General features: G+C 64.2%; 17 protein-coding genes and 1 tRNA gene. 4 read left to right on the top strand and 14 right to left on the bottom strand.

What is annotated here, in order from left to right; genetic code table 11:
- Positions 1–47: 47 nt before the first annotated feature.
- Entirely contained in the window at positions 48–1,085 is a 1,038-nt protein-coding gene (locus U0023_RS04465; RefSeq protein ID WP_009763542.1) for an amino acid ABC transporter substrate-binding protein, read from the bottom strand.
- 191 nt (positions 1,086–1,276) lie between these two features.
- Between U0023_RS04465 and U0023_RS04460 the strand changes: the two genes are divergently transcribed.
- The gene (locus U0023_RS04460; RefSeq protein WP_009763543.1) at positions 1,277–2,914 is read left to right on the top strand and encodes an amidohydrolase; all 1,638 of its coding nucleotides are present in this window, start codon (positions 1,277–1,279) and stop codon (positions 2,912–2,914) included.
- A 100-nt stretch (positions 2,915–3,014) separates the two neighbouring features.
- On the opposite strand, the gene U0023_RS04455 is transcribed toward U0023_RS04460, so the two are convergent.
- From U0023_RS04455 to hydA, 4 genes are read right to left on the bottom strand one after another with little or no spacing between them, the layout of a single operon-like run.
- The gene (locus U0023_RS04455) at positions 3,015–4,463 is read right to left on the bottom strand and encodes an amidohydrolase family protein (protein ID WP_009763544.1); all 1,449 of its coding nucleotides are present in this window, start codon (positions 4,461–4,463) and stop codon (positions 3,015–3,017) included.
- A 36-nt stretch (positions 4,464–4,499) separates the two neighbouring features.
- On the bottom strand, positions 4,500–5,171 hold the full coding sequence (locus tag U0023_RS04450) for an aspartate/glutamate racemase family protein (RefSeq protein ID WP_009763545.1): 672 nt from the start codon (positions 5,169–5,171) through the stop codon (positions 4,500–4,502).
- Positions 5,172–5,178: 7 nt separating this feature from the next.
- A complete protein-coding gene (locus U0023_RS04445; RefSeq protein WP_009763546.1) occupies positions 5,179–6,627 on the bottom strand; it encodes an amidohydrolase family protein in 1,449 nt (482 codons plus the stop codon).
- Between the two features lie 57 nt (positions 6,628–6,684).
- Entirely contained in the window at positions 6,685–8,145 is a 1,461-nt protein-coding gene (gene hydA, locus U0023_RS04440) for a dihydropyrimidinase (protein ID WP_009763547.1), read from the bottom strand.
- 264 nt (positions 8,146–8,409) lie between these two features.
- On the opposite strand from hydA, the gene U0023_RS04435 reads away from it, so the two are divergent.
- A complete protein-coding gene (locus U0023_RS04435) occupies positions 8,410–8,655 on the top strand; it encodes a BrnA antitoxin family protein (RefSeq protein ID WP_009763548.1) in 246 nt (81 codons plus the stop codon).
- Between the two features lie 45 nt (positions 8,656–8,700).
- On the opposite strand, the gene U0023_RS04430 is transcribed toward U0023_RS04435, so the two are convergent.
- A complete protein-coding gene (locus U0023_RS04430) occupies positions 8,701–9,138 on the bottom strand; it encodes a hypothetical protein (protein WP_009763549.1) in 438 nt (145 codons plus the stop codon).
- Positions 9,139–9,296: 158 nt separating this feature from the next.
- Between U0023_RS04430 and U0023_RS04425 the strand changes: the two genes are divergently transcribed.
- Positions 9,297–9,381: transfer RNA gene (locus U0023_RS04425), tRNA-Leu, on the top strand.
- A 90-nt stretch (positions 9,382–9,471) separates the two neighbouring features.
- On the opposite strand, the gene U0023_RS04420 is transcribed toward U0023_RS04425, so the two are convergent.
- The 8 genes from U0023_RS04420 to U0023_RS04385 form a co-directional block, all read right to left on the bottom strand.
- The gene (locus tag U0023_RS04420; RefSeq protein ID WP_154661140.1) at positions 9,472–9,837 is read right to left on the bottom strand and encodes a hypothetical protein; all 366 of its coding nucleotides are present in this window, start codon (positions 9,835–9,837) and stop codon (positions 9,472–9,474) included.
- Between the two features lie 113 nt (positions 9,838–9,950).
- Positions 9,951–11,171, bottom strand: a complete 1,221-nt coding sequence (locus tag U0023_RS04415; RefSeq protein ID WP_009763550.1) for a vWA domain-containing protein — start codon at positions 11,169–11,171, stop codon at positions 9,951–9,953.
- The gene (locus U0023_RS04410; RefSeq protein WP_009763551.1) at positions 11,168–12,082 is read right to left on the bottom strand and encodes an AAA family ATPase; all 915 of its coding nucleotides are present in this window, start codon (positions 12,080–12,082) and stop codon (positions 11,168–11,170) included. Before U0023_RS04410 ends, U0023_RS04415 begins: the two co-directional genes overlap by 4 nt.
- A gap of 76 nt (positions 12,083–12,158) precedes the next feature.
- Positions 12,159–12,965, bottom strand: a complete 807-nt coding sequence (locus U0023_RS04405) for an FAD binding domain-containing protein (protein ID WP_009763552.1) — start codon at positions 12,963–12,965, stop codon at positions 12,159–12,161.
- 12 nt (positions 12,966–12,977) lie between these two features.
- Positions 12,978–15,341: a xanthine dehydrogenase family protein molybdopterin-binding subunit gene (locus tag U0023_RS04400; RefSeq protein WP_009763553.1), complete on the bottom strand. Its 2,364-nt coding sequence runs from the start codon at positions 15,339–15,341 to the stop codon at positions 12,978–12,980.
- Positions 15,342–15,484: 143 nt separating this feature from the next.
- A complete protein-coding gene (locus U0023_RS04395; RefSeq protein WP_009763554.1) occupies positions 15,485–15,979 on the bottom strand; it encodes a (2Fe-2S)-binding protein in 495 nt (164 codons plus the stop codon).
- Positions 15,980–16,152: 173 nt separating this feature from the next.
- Positions 16,153–16,614 (bottom strand): SRPBCC family protein, encoded by a 462-nt coding sequence (locus tag U0023_RS04390; protein ID WP_009763555.1) that lies wholly within the window; start codon positions 16,612–16,614, stop codon positions 16,153–16,155.
- A gap of 58 nt (positions 16,615–16,672) precedes the next feature.
- Positions 16,673–17,140: an iron-sulfur cluster assembly scaffold protein gene (locus tag U0023_RS04385; protein WP_009763556.1), complete on the bottom strand. Its 468-nt coding sequence runs from the start codon at positions 17,138–17,140 to the stop codon at positions 16,673–16,675.
- A 219-nt stretch (positions 17,141–17,359) separates the two neighbouring features.
- Here U0023_RS04385 and U0023_RS04380 point away from each other — a divergent pair, with 219 nt between their 5' ends.
- A complete protein-coding gene (locus tag U0023_RS04380; RefSeq protein WP_009763557.1) occupies positions 17,360–17,683 on the top strand; it encodes an XdhC family protein in 324 nt (107 codons plus the stop codon).
- Position 17,684 lies beyond the last annotated feature (1 nt).

Below are 17,684 nucleotides of genomic sequence, written 5' to 3'. Positions count from 1 at the left end.
GACTGAGGGGGAAACGGGTGGCCCTGAGGCCACCCGTCGATCTCAGACTACCGGAACGGGGGCGCGTAAAGCAGGCCGCCCTTGGTCCAGAGCTCGTTCGGGCCGCGCGTCAGGCCCAGCCGGGTCTTCGGGCCGAGATTACGGTCGAAGACCTCGCCGTAATTGCCGAGCGACTTGATGATGTTGTAGCCCCATTTGTTGTCGAGGCCGAGCATCTTCCCGAAGTCGCCGTTCACGCCGAGCATGCGCTGAATCTCGGGATCCTCGCTCTTGAGCTGCTCATCGACATTCGCCTGGGTAACGCCCTTCTCCTCTGCGCCGATGAGGGTATAGATCGACCAGTTCAGAATATCGCGCCAGTTGGGATCGTTCTGGCGGATCGTCGGTGCAAGCGGCTCCTTCGAGATGGTCTCCGGCAGGACGACATATTGCGACGGGTCGTTGGCGATCGCACGGACGGAAGCGAGGTCAGAGCGATCCGTCGTGATGGCATCGCAGCGTCCGTTGAAGAAGGCATTGCGCCATTCGTCGGAGTTCTCGAACACCACGGATTCGTACTTGATGTTCTTGGGCCGGAAGAAATCCTCCAGGTTCTGAAGGGTCGTCGTTCCAGGCAGCAGGCAGATCGCCGCATCGGCGAGTTCGCTGGCGCTCTTCACGTTGAGCTTGGCCGGAGCCATCAGGCCCTGGCCGTCGTAGAACACCACGGGGCCGAAATCGAGGCCGAGGGAGGCATCGCGCGAGAAGCTCCAGGTGTTCTGGCGGGAGAGGATGTCGACCTCTCCGGACTGAACCGCCTGGAACCGGACATTGGTGTTCAGCGGAACATATTCGACCTTGTCGGGATCGGCGAAGATGGCGGCCGACACGGCGCGGCAGATGTCGACATCGAAGCCCCGCCGGACGCCCTTGTCGTCGGCATAGGAGAAGCCGGGAGCGACCGGCGATACGCCACACAGGATCTTGCCGCGCTTCTTGACCGTATCAAGGGTCGATTGAGCAGATGCCGGCGCGGCGGAAACAGACGCGACACCGGCGATGAGGCCCAGTGCGAGCCACCGGCCTAAGGATTTCGATTGAATCATTGTACTCCCTCTTTTTCTGCGCCTTATCTGGTCGCTGTACTTCAAGCTAGACCCGAAACAATCAAGGTTTCAAGGATAGAATTTCCTAACGTAAGATGTTTGGGATCTTGCTGATTGACTAAAAGGTATGCACACTCGCCCGCCTCCGACTGCAGCGCCCGCTGCACCCGCCCTTGCCGCGCGAGTGGTCCATGCCCATCCTGCCCAAAGCCGATATCGTCCTCACAAACGGCCGCGTGTTCCGCGGATATTCAGAGCAGGTGACCGAAGCCGTCGCCCTGTGGTCCGGACAGGTTCTCGCGGCCGGATGCACATCCGACATGGAGCCGCTGATCGGGCCGTCGACCCGGGTGATCGATCTGCGGGGCCGCCTCGCCACGCCGGGATTGTGCGACTCGCACATGCATCTTCTCCCCTACGGCGTGATCATGGGACATGTGGATGTGCGCGCATCGTCCGCGCCGACGCTCGCGGCCCTGCTCGACAAGGTTCGGCAGCGCGCTGCCGTCACTCCGCCTGGCCATTGGATTCAAGGGCGCGGCTACGACCAGTTCGAGCTCGATGTGAGACGCCATCCGCTCCGTGAGGAACTCGACGCGGTTGCGCCCGATCATCCGGTCGCGATCGTGCGGGCCTGCGGCCACGTGACGATCTGCAACTCGAAGGCGCTGGAGCTGGCGGGCATCGACGAGACGACGCCGGTCCCCCAGGGAGGCGCCATCGAGCAGCGGGACGGTCGGCTGACCGGTCTGCTGGCCGAGACAGGTCGCGACCGGCTCAAGGCCGTGCTGCCCGAGCCAACGGACCAGGAACTCGTTCAGGCCATCGACGATGCCGGCCGCGCATGCCTGTCCTACGGCATCACCAGCGTGATGGATGCGGGCGTCGGCATGAGGGCAGGATACCGCGAGGTCGCCGCCTATCGCACGGCCCAGCGCCTCCGCCGCCTGCCCGTTCGGACGACCCAGTGCCTCCTCGGCGGCCCGGGCGGCATCGTGGAGCAGGCTTATGCGGACGGCGTGGTGACGGGAGCGGGCGATTCCATGCTGCGCGTCGGACCCGTGAAGATCTTCACCGACGGCAGTGCGGGCGGTCGAACCGCCGCCATGAGCGAGCCCTATCTCGGAGAGCCGAAGACCCATGGGCTCATGCTCCTGCACGACAACGAGATGAACGACCTCGTGCATGATTATCACGCCAAGGGCTATCAGCTTGCCGTTCATGCGATCGGCGATGCCGCGATCGAGCAGACCCTCAATGCCTTCGAGCTTGCTCTCGAGGCGATGCCGGATCCGGACCGCCGCCACAGAATCGAGCATGCGGGCTATGCGAGAGCCGATCAGAATGCACGCATGAAGCGCCTGGGCGTTCAACCGGTGCCGCAGCCGGTGTTCATTTACGATTTCGGCGACCTCTATGTTTCAGTCGTCGGCGAGAAGAGAGCGAAACCGTCCTATCCGCTTCGGACCTGGATCGGTCTCGGTTTCAAGCCTGCCGCCGGCAGTGATGCTCCGGTCTGCGACATCAATCCCTTTCCGAACTTCTTCTCGATGCTGACCCGCAAGACGGCTCATGGAACCGTCATGGACGAGCGGGAGGTGGTGTCCATCGAGCAGGCGATCATGGCCTTCACGGAATTCGGAGCCTATGTGAACAAAGCCGAGCATGAATGGGGTCGTCTCGATCCAGGTCTTGCGGGCGACGTCGCGGTCTTCTCCCGCGATCTCCTGACGGCGTCCCCTGAAGACATCCTGCATGACACCCGGTGCGATCTCACGATTCGCGGCGGCGAGATCGTGTTCGATCGTCATGGGGAAACGGCCGGTTAAAGCTTCAGATGATTGGCTGGTGAACCAACAGCGCTCGAAATCAAAAGGCCCCGAAATGGTTCGGGGCCTTTCGTCTTTCAGAACGTCGTTGCGACGCCACTTAATTCCGAATTGGAAAGACCCTGGGGCTCAGTTCCTCGAGCCCGCGTCCGGCCCAGTCCCGCTGCGGTGCTGCCGCGATGGCTTCCGCTTGCCCCTTGCGCAGCATTTCGAGATCCTCGCCGATGTCGAACTCGAGGACCTCGCCATCCTTCACGACCTGGCGGCCGTCCACATAGACGTCCTTGATAGCCCTGTCGTTGGCCGAATAGACGAGGCTGCGAACGGGCTCGTAATCCGGCTGCATATAGGGGTTGCTCATGTCAACCACCGAGAAATCCGCCTTGCAGCCGGGCGCCAGGCGTCCCAGGTCGGGGCGGCGGATCATGTCGGCACCAACGGCGGTGGCGGCCATGAAGGCATCGTGAGTCGTGGCCGCCGTGAAGCTGCCTCCCACGATGCGGCCGGCGTAGCAGGCCATGCGGAGTTCATCGAGCATGTTGTGCGGGAAGCTGTCCGTCCCGATGCCGCACCGGATGCCGGCCTTCACATAACGGCTCAAGGTGTTTAGGGCGATGCCGCGGCGCGCGAAGACTACGGGGCAATGCGCCACTTGGGCGCCGCTGTCGCGCAGGCGCTCGAAATCGTTGGCGTGAGGCCAGTGCAGCCACGGATGGTCGTTCAGGAAGATGCAATGGCCGATGATCGTGTCAGGACCCAGCGCTCCGATCTTGTCCAGCCATTCGATCGGCGTTGAGCCGTAGCGGCGCATGATCTCCTGGAATTCCACGATGCTCTGCGCCGCGTGGATCTGAATCGGCTGACCCCGCTCCCGCGCCGCATCGAGCGCGTCCCGGATCTGGCCCTCGGTGCAGGTATCGATCTGCGCCGGTCCGATGAAGCCGGTGATGCGTCCGCTCGGGTGCTTCGACGCAGCATCGGCGATTTCGATGGCCTCACGCAGCAACCGGTCTCCGGTTGCCGGATCGAGGTCGTATTCCACCGAATGACCGTTGGTGGTCTTCCAGGGGCCGGACCGGAACATGCCCCAGAGCACGGCGCGGATGCCGGTCTCCGCATATTCATCGGCCCAGGTCGTGCGGGGGCGGCCGAGATCGCAGATCGTCGTCACACCGCTTTTCAAGAGCTCCGACGTTGCCACCCGCAGGGCAGGGCGCGTGTATTCGGGGCCGATCTGGAAGACCGGCATGAACTCGTAGAGCGAACTCTGGCCGAGGCGCGGGCTGCCCAGTTCCTCCAGCATTCCCTTCCAGCCGGGCTCGTGTCCGGGATGGCTGTGGATGTCCACGAAGCCGGGGATGATCATCATCCTGCTGGCGTCGACCTCGGCATCGATGGGACCGGCATAGCCCTTGCCGACATGGACGATGTCGGCGCCACGGATCACGAAATCCGCGTTACGGAGATAGACATGGGATCGGGCGTCTTCATCCCAGGCGACGATCCAGTCGCAGTTGCGGAAGAGAGTCGTCTTGTCGGGGGCGGTCATTTCAGGCTCCAAGAGGCAGAGGAGGAGTGTAAGTATTCAGAATGCGAGCGCTTGCGACAGGCGAACGTGGCCGACCGCCATGGCAACGGCAGCCTGCGTCGGCTCGACGACCGGGATGCCGACCGCACCTTCCAGTGCGGCGCGGTATCGGGCCATGCCGGCGCATCCCATGACGAGAACGTCGGCGCCGTGCATATCCTTCAGCGTCCGCCCGACTTCGACCATGCGGGTCAAGGTTCGATCTTCGTCGGAGAGTTCCGCGACGCCGAGGCTGATCGACAGATCGGCCGCGAAGCGGTCCATGACGCCCATCGCGCCGAAATAGCGAAGATGCCTCGGAATGGATGTCGGCAGGATTGCGATGACGCCGAAGCGCTGGCCGAGAGTGAGCGCCGCCAGCACGCCGCATTCGGCGATACCGAAGACGCGACGGCGGCTCTGCTCGCGAAGGGCGTGGAGACCGGGATCCGAAAAGCACGCGATGACGAACGCACCCGCGTTTGCCTCCAGGTCGGCTGCCTTGCGCAGGATCGGAGTCACGACGCCGTCCACATCCCGCTGGGACTGGATGCCGGGCGGTCCTTCGGCCAGGGAGAGGCAGACGATGCCGGGCCCGCCCGCACTTCGCAGGGGTGCTACGGCCTTGTCGATCTCCGCCATGACGGTCTGGGACGAGTTCGGATTGATCACATAGACCGGAGAAGCCATGATCGACTTATCCTTGGCGAGCAAACGGCAGGGAATAGGGAGCGAGGACGGAGATAGGGCGGCCCTGCGGATCGTCCCGCTCGGCCCGCCGGCAGGCGCGCTTCTGTGCATCCTGCAGTTCCCGAACCGCGCCGTCGTAATCGAGGTTGACGACGCGTCGGTCCTTCAGGACGGCCTGCCCATCCACATAGACGTCGCGAATGGCGCGCTCCGCAGCGCAATGGATCAGGTTGCGCAACGGATCGTGGACGGGCTGCATGGCCGGATGGCTCACATCCACCAAGGCCAGATCCGCCTTGGCGCCGACCGCCAGCCGGCCGATGTCGTTGCGACCAAGAGCCTTCGCCCCGCCCGTCGTCGCGACCGCGAACAGGCTGCCGGTATCGAGATCGAAAACGCTGCGGCCGGCGATGCGCGAGCAGATCAGCGCCTCCCGCATCTCTTCCAGCATGTTGAACGGATAGCTGTCGGTGCCGAGACCGACATTGACGCTGGCCCGACGATAGGCGCCGAGGCTCTCCAGGGTCATGCCGCTGCGCGCGAAGGTGACGGGGCAGTGGGCGACCGATGTTCCGCTTGCGGCGAGCCGAGTCAGGTCGTCACGGCTGCGATGCCTCGTCCAGGAATGGTGATCGAGAAAGATGCAATGGCCCAGGATCAGGTCCGGTCCGAGGACGCCGAGGCGCTCCAGAAATGCCGGGGCGGTTTCGCCGGTCCGCCGCAGCAATTCCTCATGCTCGGCCATGGTCTGAGCGGCATGGATGGTGATGCGCATGCCGCGGCGGCGCGCCTCGGCGACGGCGTCCTGGATCAGCTCCTCGGAACAGGTCTCGATCTGCGACGGTGCAACCACGCCGTCGATGCGGCCGCTGGGATGCGCACGCGCTTCGTCGACGAAAGCCAGGGCTTCGGCATATCGCTCGCGGCCCTGGGCCGTGTTCCACGCGAAGTCGAGGCGATGGCTTCCGGCCATGCGCCACTGCGCCTCGCGGAAACCGGGTGCGAGATAGGCCCGCAAACCGCTCGCGGCCGCAAGGGAGAGCCATTTCGGGGAAGGCGATGCGATATCGAGATGCGTGGTCACGCCGCTGCGCATCAGGTCGCTCAGCATCACCGTCTGACAGGCGGCCTTGGCGTCCGCGTCGGCGTCGATCAGGGCCGAATATTCATACAGGGCATTGCCCCAGAGAGCGGCTGTTCCGACATCCTCGAACAAGCCCTTCGCGATCGGCTCGTCGCCGGAGTGACAATGAATGTTGACGAGGCCCGGCATCGCCATGAGTCCTGCGCCGGCAATCTCCTTGTCGGCGCGGCCCTGATAATCCGGGCCGACATACAGAATTCCGGAGGCCGAGAAGGCGATGTCGGCATCGCGCATGTAGACGTGCTGCGAGGAAGCCTCGTCCCAGGCGACAGCCCAGGCGGCTTTGCGGACAACCTTGATTGTGTCGGTCATGATCTGTCGACCCGATGGGAATGGGTTGATGGGTGATGAGGCAGGCTGCCGGCGCGATCACAGAAGCTGCGCGCCGAAATTGGTGGCGGGATCGAACTCGGGGCTGAGCCTGCCGGTCGGCCGCATGGAGGCCGCGATGTCGCGCAGCTGCAATTGCCCCGATCCCGGAGCCGCCTGAAGCCGCCCGTCGCTGATGATCGTCTCGCCGCGGCGCAGGACGGTCTCCGGCCAGCCTTTCAGCCTGCGGCCCGCGAAGGGATTGTAGCCGACATTATCGTGCAGGCCATCGTCCCGGAGAACGACTTCCCGGTCGGGATTCCAGATCGCGATGTCCGCATCGGCGCCCACCGCGATGGCGCCTTTGCGAGGATGGAGCCCGTACATCTTCGCCGGGGCGGTGGCGGTCAGCTCGACGAATTTCTCGATGGTCGAGCGCCCCTGGCTCACCATGGCGTCGAAGAGCAGCGGCAGACGGGTCTCAAGGCCAGGCAGACCGTTCGCGATCTGCTTGAAATCCGCGTTCGCCCCGGCTGCCAGCTTGCCGCTTTCATCGAACCTGTAGGGTGCGTGGTCGGAGGAGACGATCTGCAGGTCTCCAAGATCGATCCCGCGCCATAGGGCCTCCTGGTCCGACGTCGTGCGCGGAGGAGGGGAGCACATCCACTTGGCGCCCTCGAGGTCCGGACGGTCGAGGTCCTGGGCCGTCAGGAACAGGTATTGCGGACAGGTTTCCGCGAAGATCTTGATGCCCTCGCCACGCGCGCGCCGGACGACCGCGGCGCCTTCCGCAGTCGAGACGTGGAACAGCATGACGGGCTGGTCGAGAAGCTGCGAGAAGCGGCTCAGGCGCTCGAAGGCCTCGATCTCGCAGACCCGTGGATGACTCACGCCATGGAACTTCGGCTCGACATAACCGCGAGAGATGAGCCTGTCGGCCATCCACTTGATCATGCCGTGGTTCTCGGCATGGGCGCAGACCAGGGCTCCGTGCTTGCGCGCTACCATCATCACGTCGAGCACCTGCTCGTCGAGAAGGCGCACCCGATCATACGTCATGAAGATCTTGATCGACCGATGGCCGGCCTCGATCAGGCGCGGGAGATCCTGCTCCAATGTTTCAGGCGTCGGGTCTGAAATCCAGAGATGGAAGGCATAATCCGTCACCGCGCCGGCTGCTGCGAGGCGCGAATAGTTCTCCACCACATCGCGCAGGCTGTCTCCGCGGTGCTGGGCCGCAAAGGATATGACCGTTGTCGTTCCGCCGAACGCGGCGGAGCGTGTCGCCGTCTCGAAGGTGTCGGCATTCATCAATCCGCCGCCGGAGAGCTGCTCGATATGACAATGAGCATCCACGCCGCCGGGCAGAACGAGCTTGCCGGCGGCAACGATTCTGGCGCGGCCCTGAAGGTCGCGGCCCAATGCGGCGATGGTTCCACCCTGGATCGCCACGTCCATCGTCGCGACGCCTTCGGTGGTCGCGACGCTCCCACCTTTGATGACCAGGTCGTACTCGGCCAAGAGGTCCCCCCAAAGTTCCTGCAGGATTGATTGTTCTTGTCGTTGATGGGGTTCAATGTACGCAGACGGATCGGGCCTCAGCAAGGAGAAGTTGTCCGAGACACAAGTCTAAATTCGGCGCTCCCCCGATGATGTGGAATATCGTTCGATGACGTGGCCCGATCCGCAGCGGCCGCTCAGCGGAAACTGTCAGGGTTCAAATTTTTCCGAACCTGCTACCATGCACGAGTCGGATCCCTACGGCTCAATCGCAGGAGCAAAAGCATGTCGAGATCACCGGGCGGACGTCGCACGACAGATCCCTTGAAGGCGGCGGAAGCGGCGTTCAAGAAGGTCACGACGAAGCCGATCGAAGGACCGCCCAAGGCGGCTGCGATCCCAGGCGTGAAAGAAACCATCACGCTGCGCATCGACCAGGACGTGCTCGCGTATTTCCAGGAGGATGGTCCAGGCTGGCAGGAGCGCATCAACGCGGCCCTGCGCAAAGCCGCTGGGAAATCCGGCGACTGACGTTCATCAACGACTTTCTGCTCCAAGTCGATTGCAGAGGGCTGCCTACCAGCGATGCCGTGGCTCGCCCTGCCGCGGATCGTCGACGAAGTCGGAGCGTTCGTCATACGGTTCATACCGACGAATGCGCTGCTGCTCGTCGGACCAGCGCGGCTCGCGCCTCAGCTCCGGTTCGGTATCGCCGCTCACGCCGTTCAGGAGGGCAAGACCGCCCTGCAGCACGGAGCGAATCGCGTCCACGGCGACATCGGCGATGTCGCGCAGGCGGAGATCGCCGATGTCGCTCGCGGGACGATGCTGGGCTTGGCCATGAGATACGTCTGGGCCACGCTCCGGAATCAGGCTCGAGAATATGCCGGCTCCGCCCAGGATGATGAGCAATGCCACGGGAACCACAAGGCGGAAAGCCAGGCCGATGACCCGAGACACGATCATGTAGCCGATGATCAGAACGATGGCAGTCGCGATAAATCCGGTGCTCAAGGTGGTTGTAACCTCGTATGGGTCGATATGGAGCGCAGGCCATCGGGGAGATCGACGGCTTTTTTATGGACCCGGCTGCCCATTCCTGGACCAGCGCATCGTCGCGAGCGAAAAACCGGGTTCCCCTTTTCCGCACGATGCGCTAACAGAGCCCCAGCGCGGCCGTGGCGGAATTGGTAGACGCACTACCTTGAGGTGGTAGCGGGGAGACCCGTGGAGGTTCGAGTCCTCTCGGCCGCACCATTCATTCGAATGTCGAGCGCAGCACCTCCGGAATCGGTATCATCGATGCCGCGTGAGGAAGCGAGAGAGCGCCCCGACCGAGGCGCTGTCTCAAGCTTCGATCAGGGCGTCCATGTGCCAAGGGGATGACGCATATCCTGGATGTAGATCACGCATCGCCAGCGACAATCCCGCATTCCTATCGAGTTCTTCCTGCCATTTTCGGGCGTCTTCGGGACCACGTGCGAGCGCCTGACGAGCGACGCCCTTCACCGACATCACTGCGCGATTCATGGGAATGACCGATACACAGATCTTCGTCCTTCTGGTGATGCCTTTTCTGTTCGTCCTATGTTGCAGCGCGGTTTTCTTCAGCCGCGAAGGGACGAAGCCGAAGAGTCCCGTCGTGCCGTCCGAGCCTGTGACGCGGCCGAACACGTATACACGCAAGCCACGCAGCCGAACGCGGTCAGCCAAGCGGTCCAGTGAGGCGGAGGATTAGGGCATTGTGCCGTGAAGTGGATCCTGGGCCGCAGGTTCACCTTTATGAGCAGGCTCCCCGAGCGATGGAGGATTGACGAACCCGATTTTCACGATGCCCGCAGCCACTGGCGTGGAAAGGCCCTCTTGGACGGGTCGCCGGACAACGTGCGGCAGAGGTCTTCCATCGACGCGAGGTTATGAATGGGCCGGAACTCGTCGACATGGGGCAGCATCGCGCGGATTCCGGAGGCGCGGGCCTCGAAGGCGTCGAATCGAAGGAGCGGATTGAGCCAGACGAGTCGGCGGCAGGAGCGCTTGAGCCGGTCCATCTCGAAGGTCAGCTCCGGCGTCACCTCCCGCTCGAGCCCATCCGTGAAAAGCAGCACGATCGCACCCTGACCGAGAACCCGGCGTGACCAGTGGCGGTTGAACTCATGCAGCGCATGGGCGATGCGGGTCCCTCCTTCCCAGTCCTGCACGCGTTTCGATGCGCGGGCGAGAGCTTCGTCCGGGTCGCGGCTCATCAGCTCGCGGCTGATATTGGTCAGCCGGGTCGCAAAGACGAAGGAATGAATCCGTCGCCTCTTCTCCGCGATGGCATGCAGGAAATGCAGGAAGACGCGGGAGTAATCGGCCATGGATCCCGATATGTCCACGAGCGCCACCACTGGCGCGTGCCTCACGGCCGGGGAGCGATAGGCCAGGTCGATCACGGCCCCGCCGCCGCGCAGCGACCGCCGGAAGGTCCGGCGCGGATCGATTCGGCGGCCGCGCGGATCGGACAGGAACCGGCGCGTGGTCACCTCGTCGTCCGGCAGGGATATGTCTGCGATCAAGCGCTTGGCCATTGCGATCTCCGCGGCCGACATCTGGGCGAAATCCTTCACTTTCAGAACTTCACGATCCGATACGGTCAGGCGGGCGGAGAACTCCGTCCTCTCGACGGGATCCGGTTTCTCCTGTCGCGGAGTGGCAAGTGCCTCGGCCACGCGCAGGGCGCCGGCCTTCGGCGCCTTCTCCTCCTGAGCTCTGCCAGGAGCGACCGGCGACATCTGGGCGATCAGCTTCTCGATCAGCGCGCGCCGCCGCCAGAAGATCCGGAAGGCCTGATCGAACAGGATGCTGTGCTCGTGCCGCTTCACGAACACGGCATGGAGAATCCAATAGAAGTCCTCGCGCGGACCGATCCCCACCGTCGCGACAGCCGCGATGGCATCGAGAACCGCCCCGGGCCCGACCGGCAGGCCCGCGGCCCGCAGGGCCCTGGCGAAATAGGCGATGTTGTCCGCGAGACGGCCTTCGCCCCGGCTGGCGAGCGCATCCGTCACGCGGGTGTCCTCAACGCGCCCTGAACGCGATCCAGCATCTCCTTCGCCCGGCTGCCCTGCATCTTCTGGATGTCGTCCTGGTACTTCAGCAGCACGCCGAGCGTATCCGACACCAGAGCCGGATCGAGCGCCACCGCGTCGAGCTCCACAAGGGCCGAGGCCCAGTCGAGGGTTTCCGCCACGCCGGGAGCCTTGAACAGATCCTCCTTGCGGATCGCCTGCACGAAGGCGACGATCTCCTGGGACAGTTGGTCGGAAGCCTGTGGGATGCGGCTCCTGAGGATGGCGAGCTCCCGCTCCGCATCCGGATAATCGACCCAATGATAGAGGCAGCGGCGCTTGAGCGCGTCGTGAATCTCGCGCGTGCGGTTCGACGTGATGATGACGATCGGAGGATGCTCCGCCTTGACCGTGCCGAATTCCGGTATGGTGATCTGGAAGTCGGAGAGCACCTCCAGAAGAAAGGCTTCGAAGGCCTCGTCCGTGCGGTCGAGTTCGTCGATCAGGAGGACCGGTGCGCCGGCGGTGTCAGGTTCGAGAGCCTGCAGGAGCGGACGCTTCACCAGGTAGCGCTCCGAGAACAGATCGTCCTCCAGGGTGTCGCGTTCCACCGCACCGGTGGCCTCGGCCAGCCGGATCGCCATCATCTGCCCGGCGTAATTCCATTCATAGACCGCGGACGCGACATCGAGGCCCTCGTAGCATTGCAGGCGGATGAGGCGACGCCCGAGTGCGGTCGAGAGCACCTTCGCGATCTCGGTTTTGCCGACGCCCGCTTCCCCCTCCAGAAAGAGCGGCCGCCCGAGCCTGAGAGCCAGGAAGAGCACCGTCGCGAGAGGCCGGTCGGCCACATAGCCGGTGCGCTGCAGAAGGGCCAAGGTGTCGTCGATGGAACCGGGTTGGTCGGCCACGGGTCTTTATGCTCCCTGAGGGCATGATGCCCGGGCTCGCCCGGGCATCATGTCAACGTTCTGCTGGTGTGGCTGTTCAGCCCCGTGCAACCGCCGCCTGAACGGCCCTGCGGGCCATGACGCCGACGAGGTGAGCGCGATACGCGGCATCCGCATGGATGTCGCTGTTCATCTCAGCTTCCGGCACGACGACGCCGTCGAGGGCCTCCGGGGTGAAGTTGCCGCTCAGCGCCTGTTCCATATCGTTCGGGCGAAAAACGCCGTTCGAACCTGCGCCAGTCACGGCGACGCGCACGCCATCGGCATGTTTGGCCACGAACACGCCGACGAGTGCGTAACGCGATGCCGGGTTGCGGAATTTGGCATAGGCCGCCTGAGACGGGATCGGGAACGCGATCTGGGTGATGATCTCTCCCTCTTCCAAGGCCGTCGTGAAGATGCCCTGGAAGAAATCGTCCGCCGCGATCTTTCGTCGGTTCGTGACGATCGTCGCGTTCAGGGCGAGGCAGGCGGCAGGATAATCCGCCGAAGGATCGTTGTTTGCGATGGAACCGCCGATGGTGCCGCGATTGCGCACATGCGGATCACCGATGAGTTCGGCGAGTTCCGCCAGGGCCGGGATTGCCTCCTTCACTTCGGCCGCGTTGGCGACCTCCACATGCTTGGTCATGGCCCCGATGGTGAGCGTGTCGTCGGTGCGCTCGATGCCGCGCAGCTCCGCGATCTGACCGAGATCGATCAGGTTGGCGGGGCCGGCGAGCCGCAGTTTCATGGTCGGCAACAGGGTGTGGCCGCCGGCGAGGAACTTGGCATCCTCGACTTGACCGATGAGACCGGCGGCCTCCTTGATGCTCGTCGGGCGGTGGTATTCGAAAGCGTACATTCCATCCTCCCCTTATTCCGCCGCCATGGGCATGCGCGCCTTCTGGGCCGCGCGCCACACCGCCTGGGGCGTGGCCGGCATGGCAATGTCCTCATGGCCGAGGGCGTCGGTGATCGCATTGATGACGGCCGGCGGAGCCGCGATGGCTCCGGCTTCTCCGCAGCCCTTGATCCCGAGCGGGTTCGAAGGGCAGGGGGTTACCGTCATGCCGACCTGGAACGACGGCAGGTCGATCGCGCGCGGCATGCAGTAATCGTTAAAGCTCGCCGTGATGAGCTGTCCGCTCTGGTCGTAGAACGCTCCTTCGAGGAGCGCTTGGCCGACGCCCTGCGCGATGCCGCCATGGACTTGGCCTTCGACGATCATCGGGTTGATGATCACGCCGAAATCGTCCACCGCCGTCCAGCGTTGGATGCTGGTCACGCCCGTATCCGGATCGATCTCCACCTCGCAGATATGCACGCCCGCCGGGAAGGTGAAGTTGGTCGGGTCGTAGAACGCTCCCTCCTTCAAGCCGGGCTCTAGGTCCTGGCCCGAGAACTTGTGCGCGATATAGGCCTGGAGCGCGACTTCGCCGAAGGCCAGCGAACGGTCGGTGCCGGCGACGCCGAACCGTCCGTCCTTGAACTCGATGTCGCCCTCCGACGCTTCGAGCACATGGGCGGCGACCTTCTTGCCCTTGGCGATCACCTTGTCGATGGCCTTCGCGATGGCCGACATCCCGACCGCGCCGGAGCGCGATCCGTAGGTGCCCATGCCGAACTGCACCTTGTCGGTGTCGCCGTGCACGATGCTGACCTGATTGATGGAGATGCCGAGCCGGTCCGAGACCAGTTGGGCGAAGGTTGTCTCATGGCCCTGGCCATGGCTGTGCGAGCCCGTCAGCACCTCGACCGAGCCAGTCGGGTTGACGCGCACTTCGGCGGATTCCCACAGGCCCACGCCCGCGCCGAGAGACCCGACGGCCTGCGAAGGAGCGATGCCGCAAGCCTCGATGTAGCTCGAGAAGCCGATGCCCCTGAGCTTGCCGCGACGGGCGCTCTCCTGCTTGCGCTGCTGGAAGTTCTTGTAGTCGGCGATCTCCAGGGCCTTGTCGAGCGAGGCGGCATAGTCGCCCGTGTCGTAGGTCATGATCACGGGCGTCGCGTGCGGGAACTGCGTGATGTAATTCCGGCGGCGGAACTCGGCCGGGTCCTGGCCCAGCTCGCGGGCGGTCTTCTCGACGAGCCGCTCGACCACGAAAGTAGCTTCAGGGCGGCCCGCGCCGCGATAGGCATCGACGGGGGCGGTGTTCGTGTAGACCGCATCCACCTCGCAATAGATCGCCGGGATGTCGTACTGGCCCGACAGGAGCGGTGCGTAGAGATAAGTCGGTACCGATGACGAGAAGGTCGAGAGATAGGCGCCGAGATTGGCCGTGGTGTGGACCCGCAGGCCGATGATCTTGCCGGTCTCGTCGGTTGCCATCTCCGCGTGGGTGACGTGATCGCGCCCATGCGCGTCGGACAGGAAGGCTTCCGAGCGGTCGGATGTCCACTTGACAGGGCGCTTGACCTTCCTCGCGGCCCAGACGCAGACCGTCTCCTCGGCGTAGATGAAGATCTTCGAGCCGAACCCGCCGCCCACATCCGGCGCGATGACGCGCAGCTTGTGCTCCGGCGCGACGCCGATGAAGGCCGACAGGACGAGACGGGCCACGTGCGGGTTCTGGCTCGTCGTGTAGAGCGTGTAGTTGTCGGTCCCGGGGTCGTACTCGCCGACGGCCGCGCGGGGCTCGATGGCGTTGGGTACCAGCCGGTTGTTGACGAGATCGATTGTCGTGACGTGCTTGGCCCGCGCGAAGGCCGCCTCCGTCTCGTCCTTGTTGCCGAGATGCCAGTTGAAGACGGTGTTGTCGGGCGAGACGTCGTGCACCTGCACGGATGCCTTGGTGGCCTGCGCCGTGTCGACCACCGCCGGCAGGACGTCGTAATCGACCACGATGGCCTCGGCGGCGTCCTTGGCCTGGGCCAGCGTTTCGGCGATCACCACCGCCACATGGTCGCCCACGTAGCGCACCTTGCCTTGGGCGAGGGCCGGATGAGGCCCGGCCTTCATCGGCGAGCCGTCCTTCGAATGGATCATCCAGCCGCAGATGAGGCCGCCGATCTTGTCGGCCGCGAGGTCGTCACCCGTGAAGACGGCGACGACGCCCGGCATGATCCTGGCCGGGCCCGTGTCGATGGACCGGATCACCGCATGGGCGTGGGGCGAGCGGAGGAAATAGGCGTAGGTCTGGCCAGGTCGGTTGAAATCGTCCACGTAGCGCCCCTGGCCGGTGACGAAACGCTGATCCTCTTTCCGGCGGACGGGTGCGCCGATCCCTGTTGCGGTCATGTTGTCCTCACTTGTCTTCATGGGCCTCATGAGGTGGGAGCGGGGCCTCGGCACGGACGTCGGTGAGATCGCGCCTGCTTCGAGGCTCGCCCGCAGCTTCCACCCGTCGATGAGGGCGTCGCGTCTTCGGTGAGCCTGTCGGTCTATTCGGCCGCCTGCCGCAGGGGGGCTTGGGCCATGCCCTGCGCGCCTGCGGCCACGGCCTTGACGATGTTGTGGTAGCCCGTGCAGCGGCACAGGTTGCCTTCGAGTTCGGCCCGGATGGTCTGCTCGTCGAGAGCGTTGCCCTTGCGGTTCACGATGTCGATGGCGGCCATGATCATGCCCGGCGTGCAATATCCGCATTGAAGGCCGTGATGCTCGCGGAAGGCCGCTTGCATCGGGTGCAGCTCGCCGCCTTCAGCGATGCCCTCGATGGTGGTGACGACGTTGGCATTCGCCTGAACGGCGAGAACGGTACAGGACTTCACAGCCTGTCCGTTCAGATGGACGACGCAGGCGCCGCACTGGCTGGTGTCGCAGCCCACATGGGTACCGGTGAGCCGAAGATTGTCGCGCAGGAATTGAACGAGCAGGGTGCGGGGATCGACGTCTGCGGTGACGGATTGACCGTTCACCGTCAGGGAGACGGTGGTCATGCGTGGTATCCTCCTCTGGCGCCAGCGGCCCGGCCGACCTTCGGGTGGTCTCAGGCGCCAGCAGGCATTTTTGTTGGACGGCCGCACGAATGCGATCCATCGAGGCCGAGTGTGGCCCTCTCCGTTTGAACGGTCAAGTATCGGCAGATGGCGCAGAATGACTCACAGGATGATCACGCAGCGGTAGTCTCGGGCGAGAGTATCCTGGCGAAATTCGCGAAGAACTCGTCGGCGTATTTCTTGGCGACACCGTTGATGAGGCGTCCGCCGAGCTGGGCGATCTTGCCGCCCACATTGGCTTCGACATCGTAGATCAGCTTCGTTCCGCCCTCGATGTCTTCGAGCCGCACCTTCGCGCCGCCCTTGGCCCAGCCGGCGACCCCTCCCTGGCCCTCACCGCCGATGGTATAGCCGTTGGGTGGGTCGAGGTCGGTAAGAGTGACGCCGCCCTTGAAGGTCGCCTTGACGGGTCCGACCGATACCTTGGCAGTTGCCTGGAATTCCGTGTCGCTGATCTTCTCCAGTTCCTGACACCCGGGAATGGCCGCTTTCAAAACCTCCGGAGCGTTGAGGGCGGCCCATACCGTTGCCCGGTCGGCCGGAAGTTCGACTTCTCCCTGCATCGTCATGGCCATGTTCGGATCTCCTCGTGTCACAGACCGGCTACAGAGTAAGTACAATTCAGGCGGCGCGTCATCTGCCAAGCGTTGCTGCATTGCACGCCTGCTCCGTCCTGGCCGCTTCGGCCTTGGCGAGCGCGTCCACGACGGCGTCGAAGGTCAGGAGGATGGAGGCGTGTCGGGATTTCAGCTCCCGCGCGGGTTGCAGGAGCGCCAGCTCGGCCCATTTGCCCGAAGGGGGCTCTCCGCCATCCTTCAGCATGCGGCGCATGTCCTCCCGGAGCGCCCGCAGCTCATCGGCGGTCGAGCCGACCACGTGCCGCCCCATGACCGATGAGGAGGCTTGGCCGAGGGCGCAGGCCTTCACCTCGTGGGAGAAGGCACTGACGACGCCCCCGTCGAGTTTCAGATGAACCGTGACCGTCGACCCGCACAGCTTCGAATGAGCCTTCGCGCTCGCATGGGCGTCCGGCAGAGGACCCTGAAGCGGTATATCGGCCGCGAGCTCCAGGATGCGGCGGCTGTAGATGTCGTTCAGCATCCCGGTCGCGATCCATCCGACGAAGGTGCTTGTTCACCATCGATGAGACGCCGCTCCACCGTGCCTGTCAATGAGACGATAGGTGCCCGCTTCCCTGCCGGTTGCAGTTCGAGGATCGGAAGTGGCAATATCGATCATGGGCGGTTCCGGAAGATGCTCTAAATACTGTTCAGTGCGGGCCCGCGGGGCCGCCCCATGCGCCTAACACCGGGAAGAAACATGGTCTCGACCGATACTGATATCCTGAAGACGGCGGAAGCCTGGAGGCGCGAGGGCAGGGGGGTGGCAATCGCGACCGTGGTCGAGACCTGGGGATCGGCCCCTCGACCCGTGGGCAGCCATCTGGTCATCGATGAGGATACGAACTTCCTGGGATCCGTGTCCGGAGGCTGCGTCGAGGGAGCGGTCATCACGGAAGCCTTGGACGTGATTGCCGATGGCAAGCCGCGCATGATCGAGTTCGGGGTCGCCGACGAGACCGCTTGGCAGGTCGGCCTGTCGTGCGGCGGGCGGATCAGCGTCTATGTCGAGCGGGTGGATTAGA

The organism is Microvirga lotononidis (assembly GCF_034627025.1).
GTDB lineage: Bacteria > Pseudomonadota > Alphaproteobacteria > Rhizobiales > Beijerinckiaceae > Microvirga > Microvirga lotononidis.
Note: the sequence above shows the minus strand (reverse complement) of the source record. Positions and strands in the feature narration are given on the sequence as shown.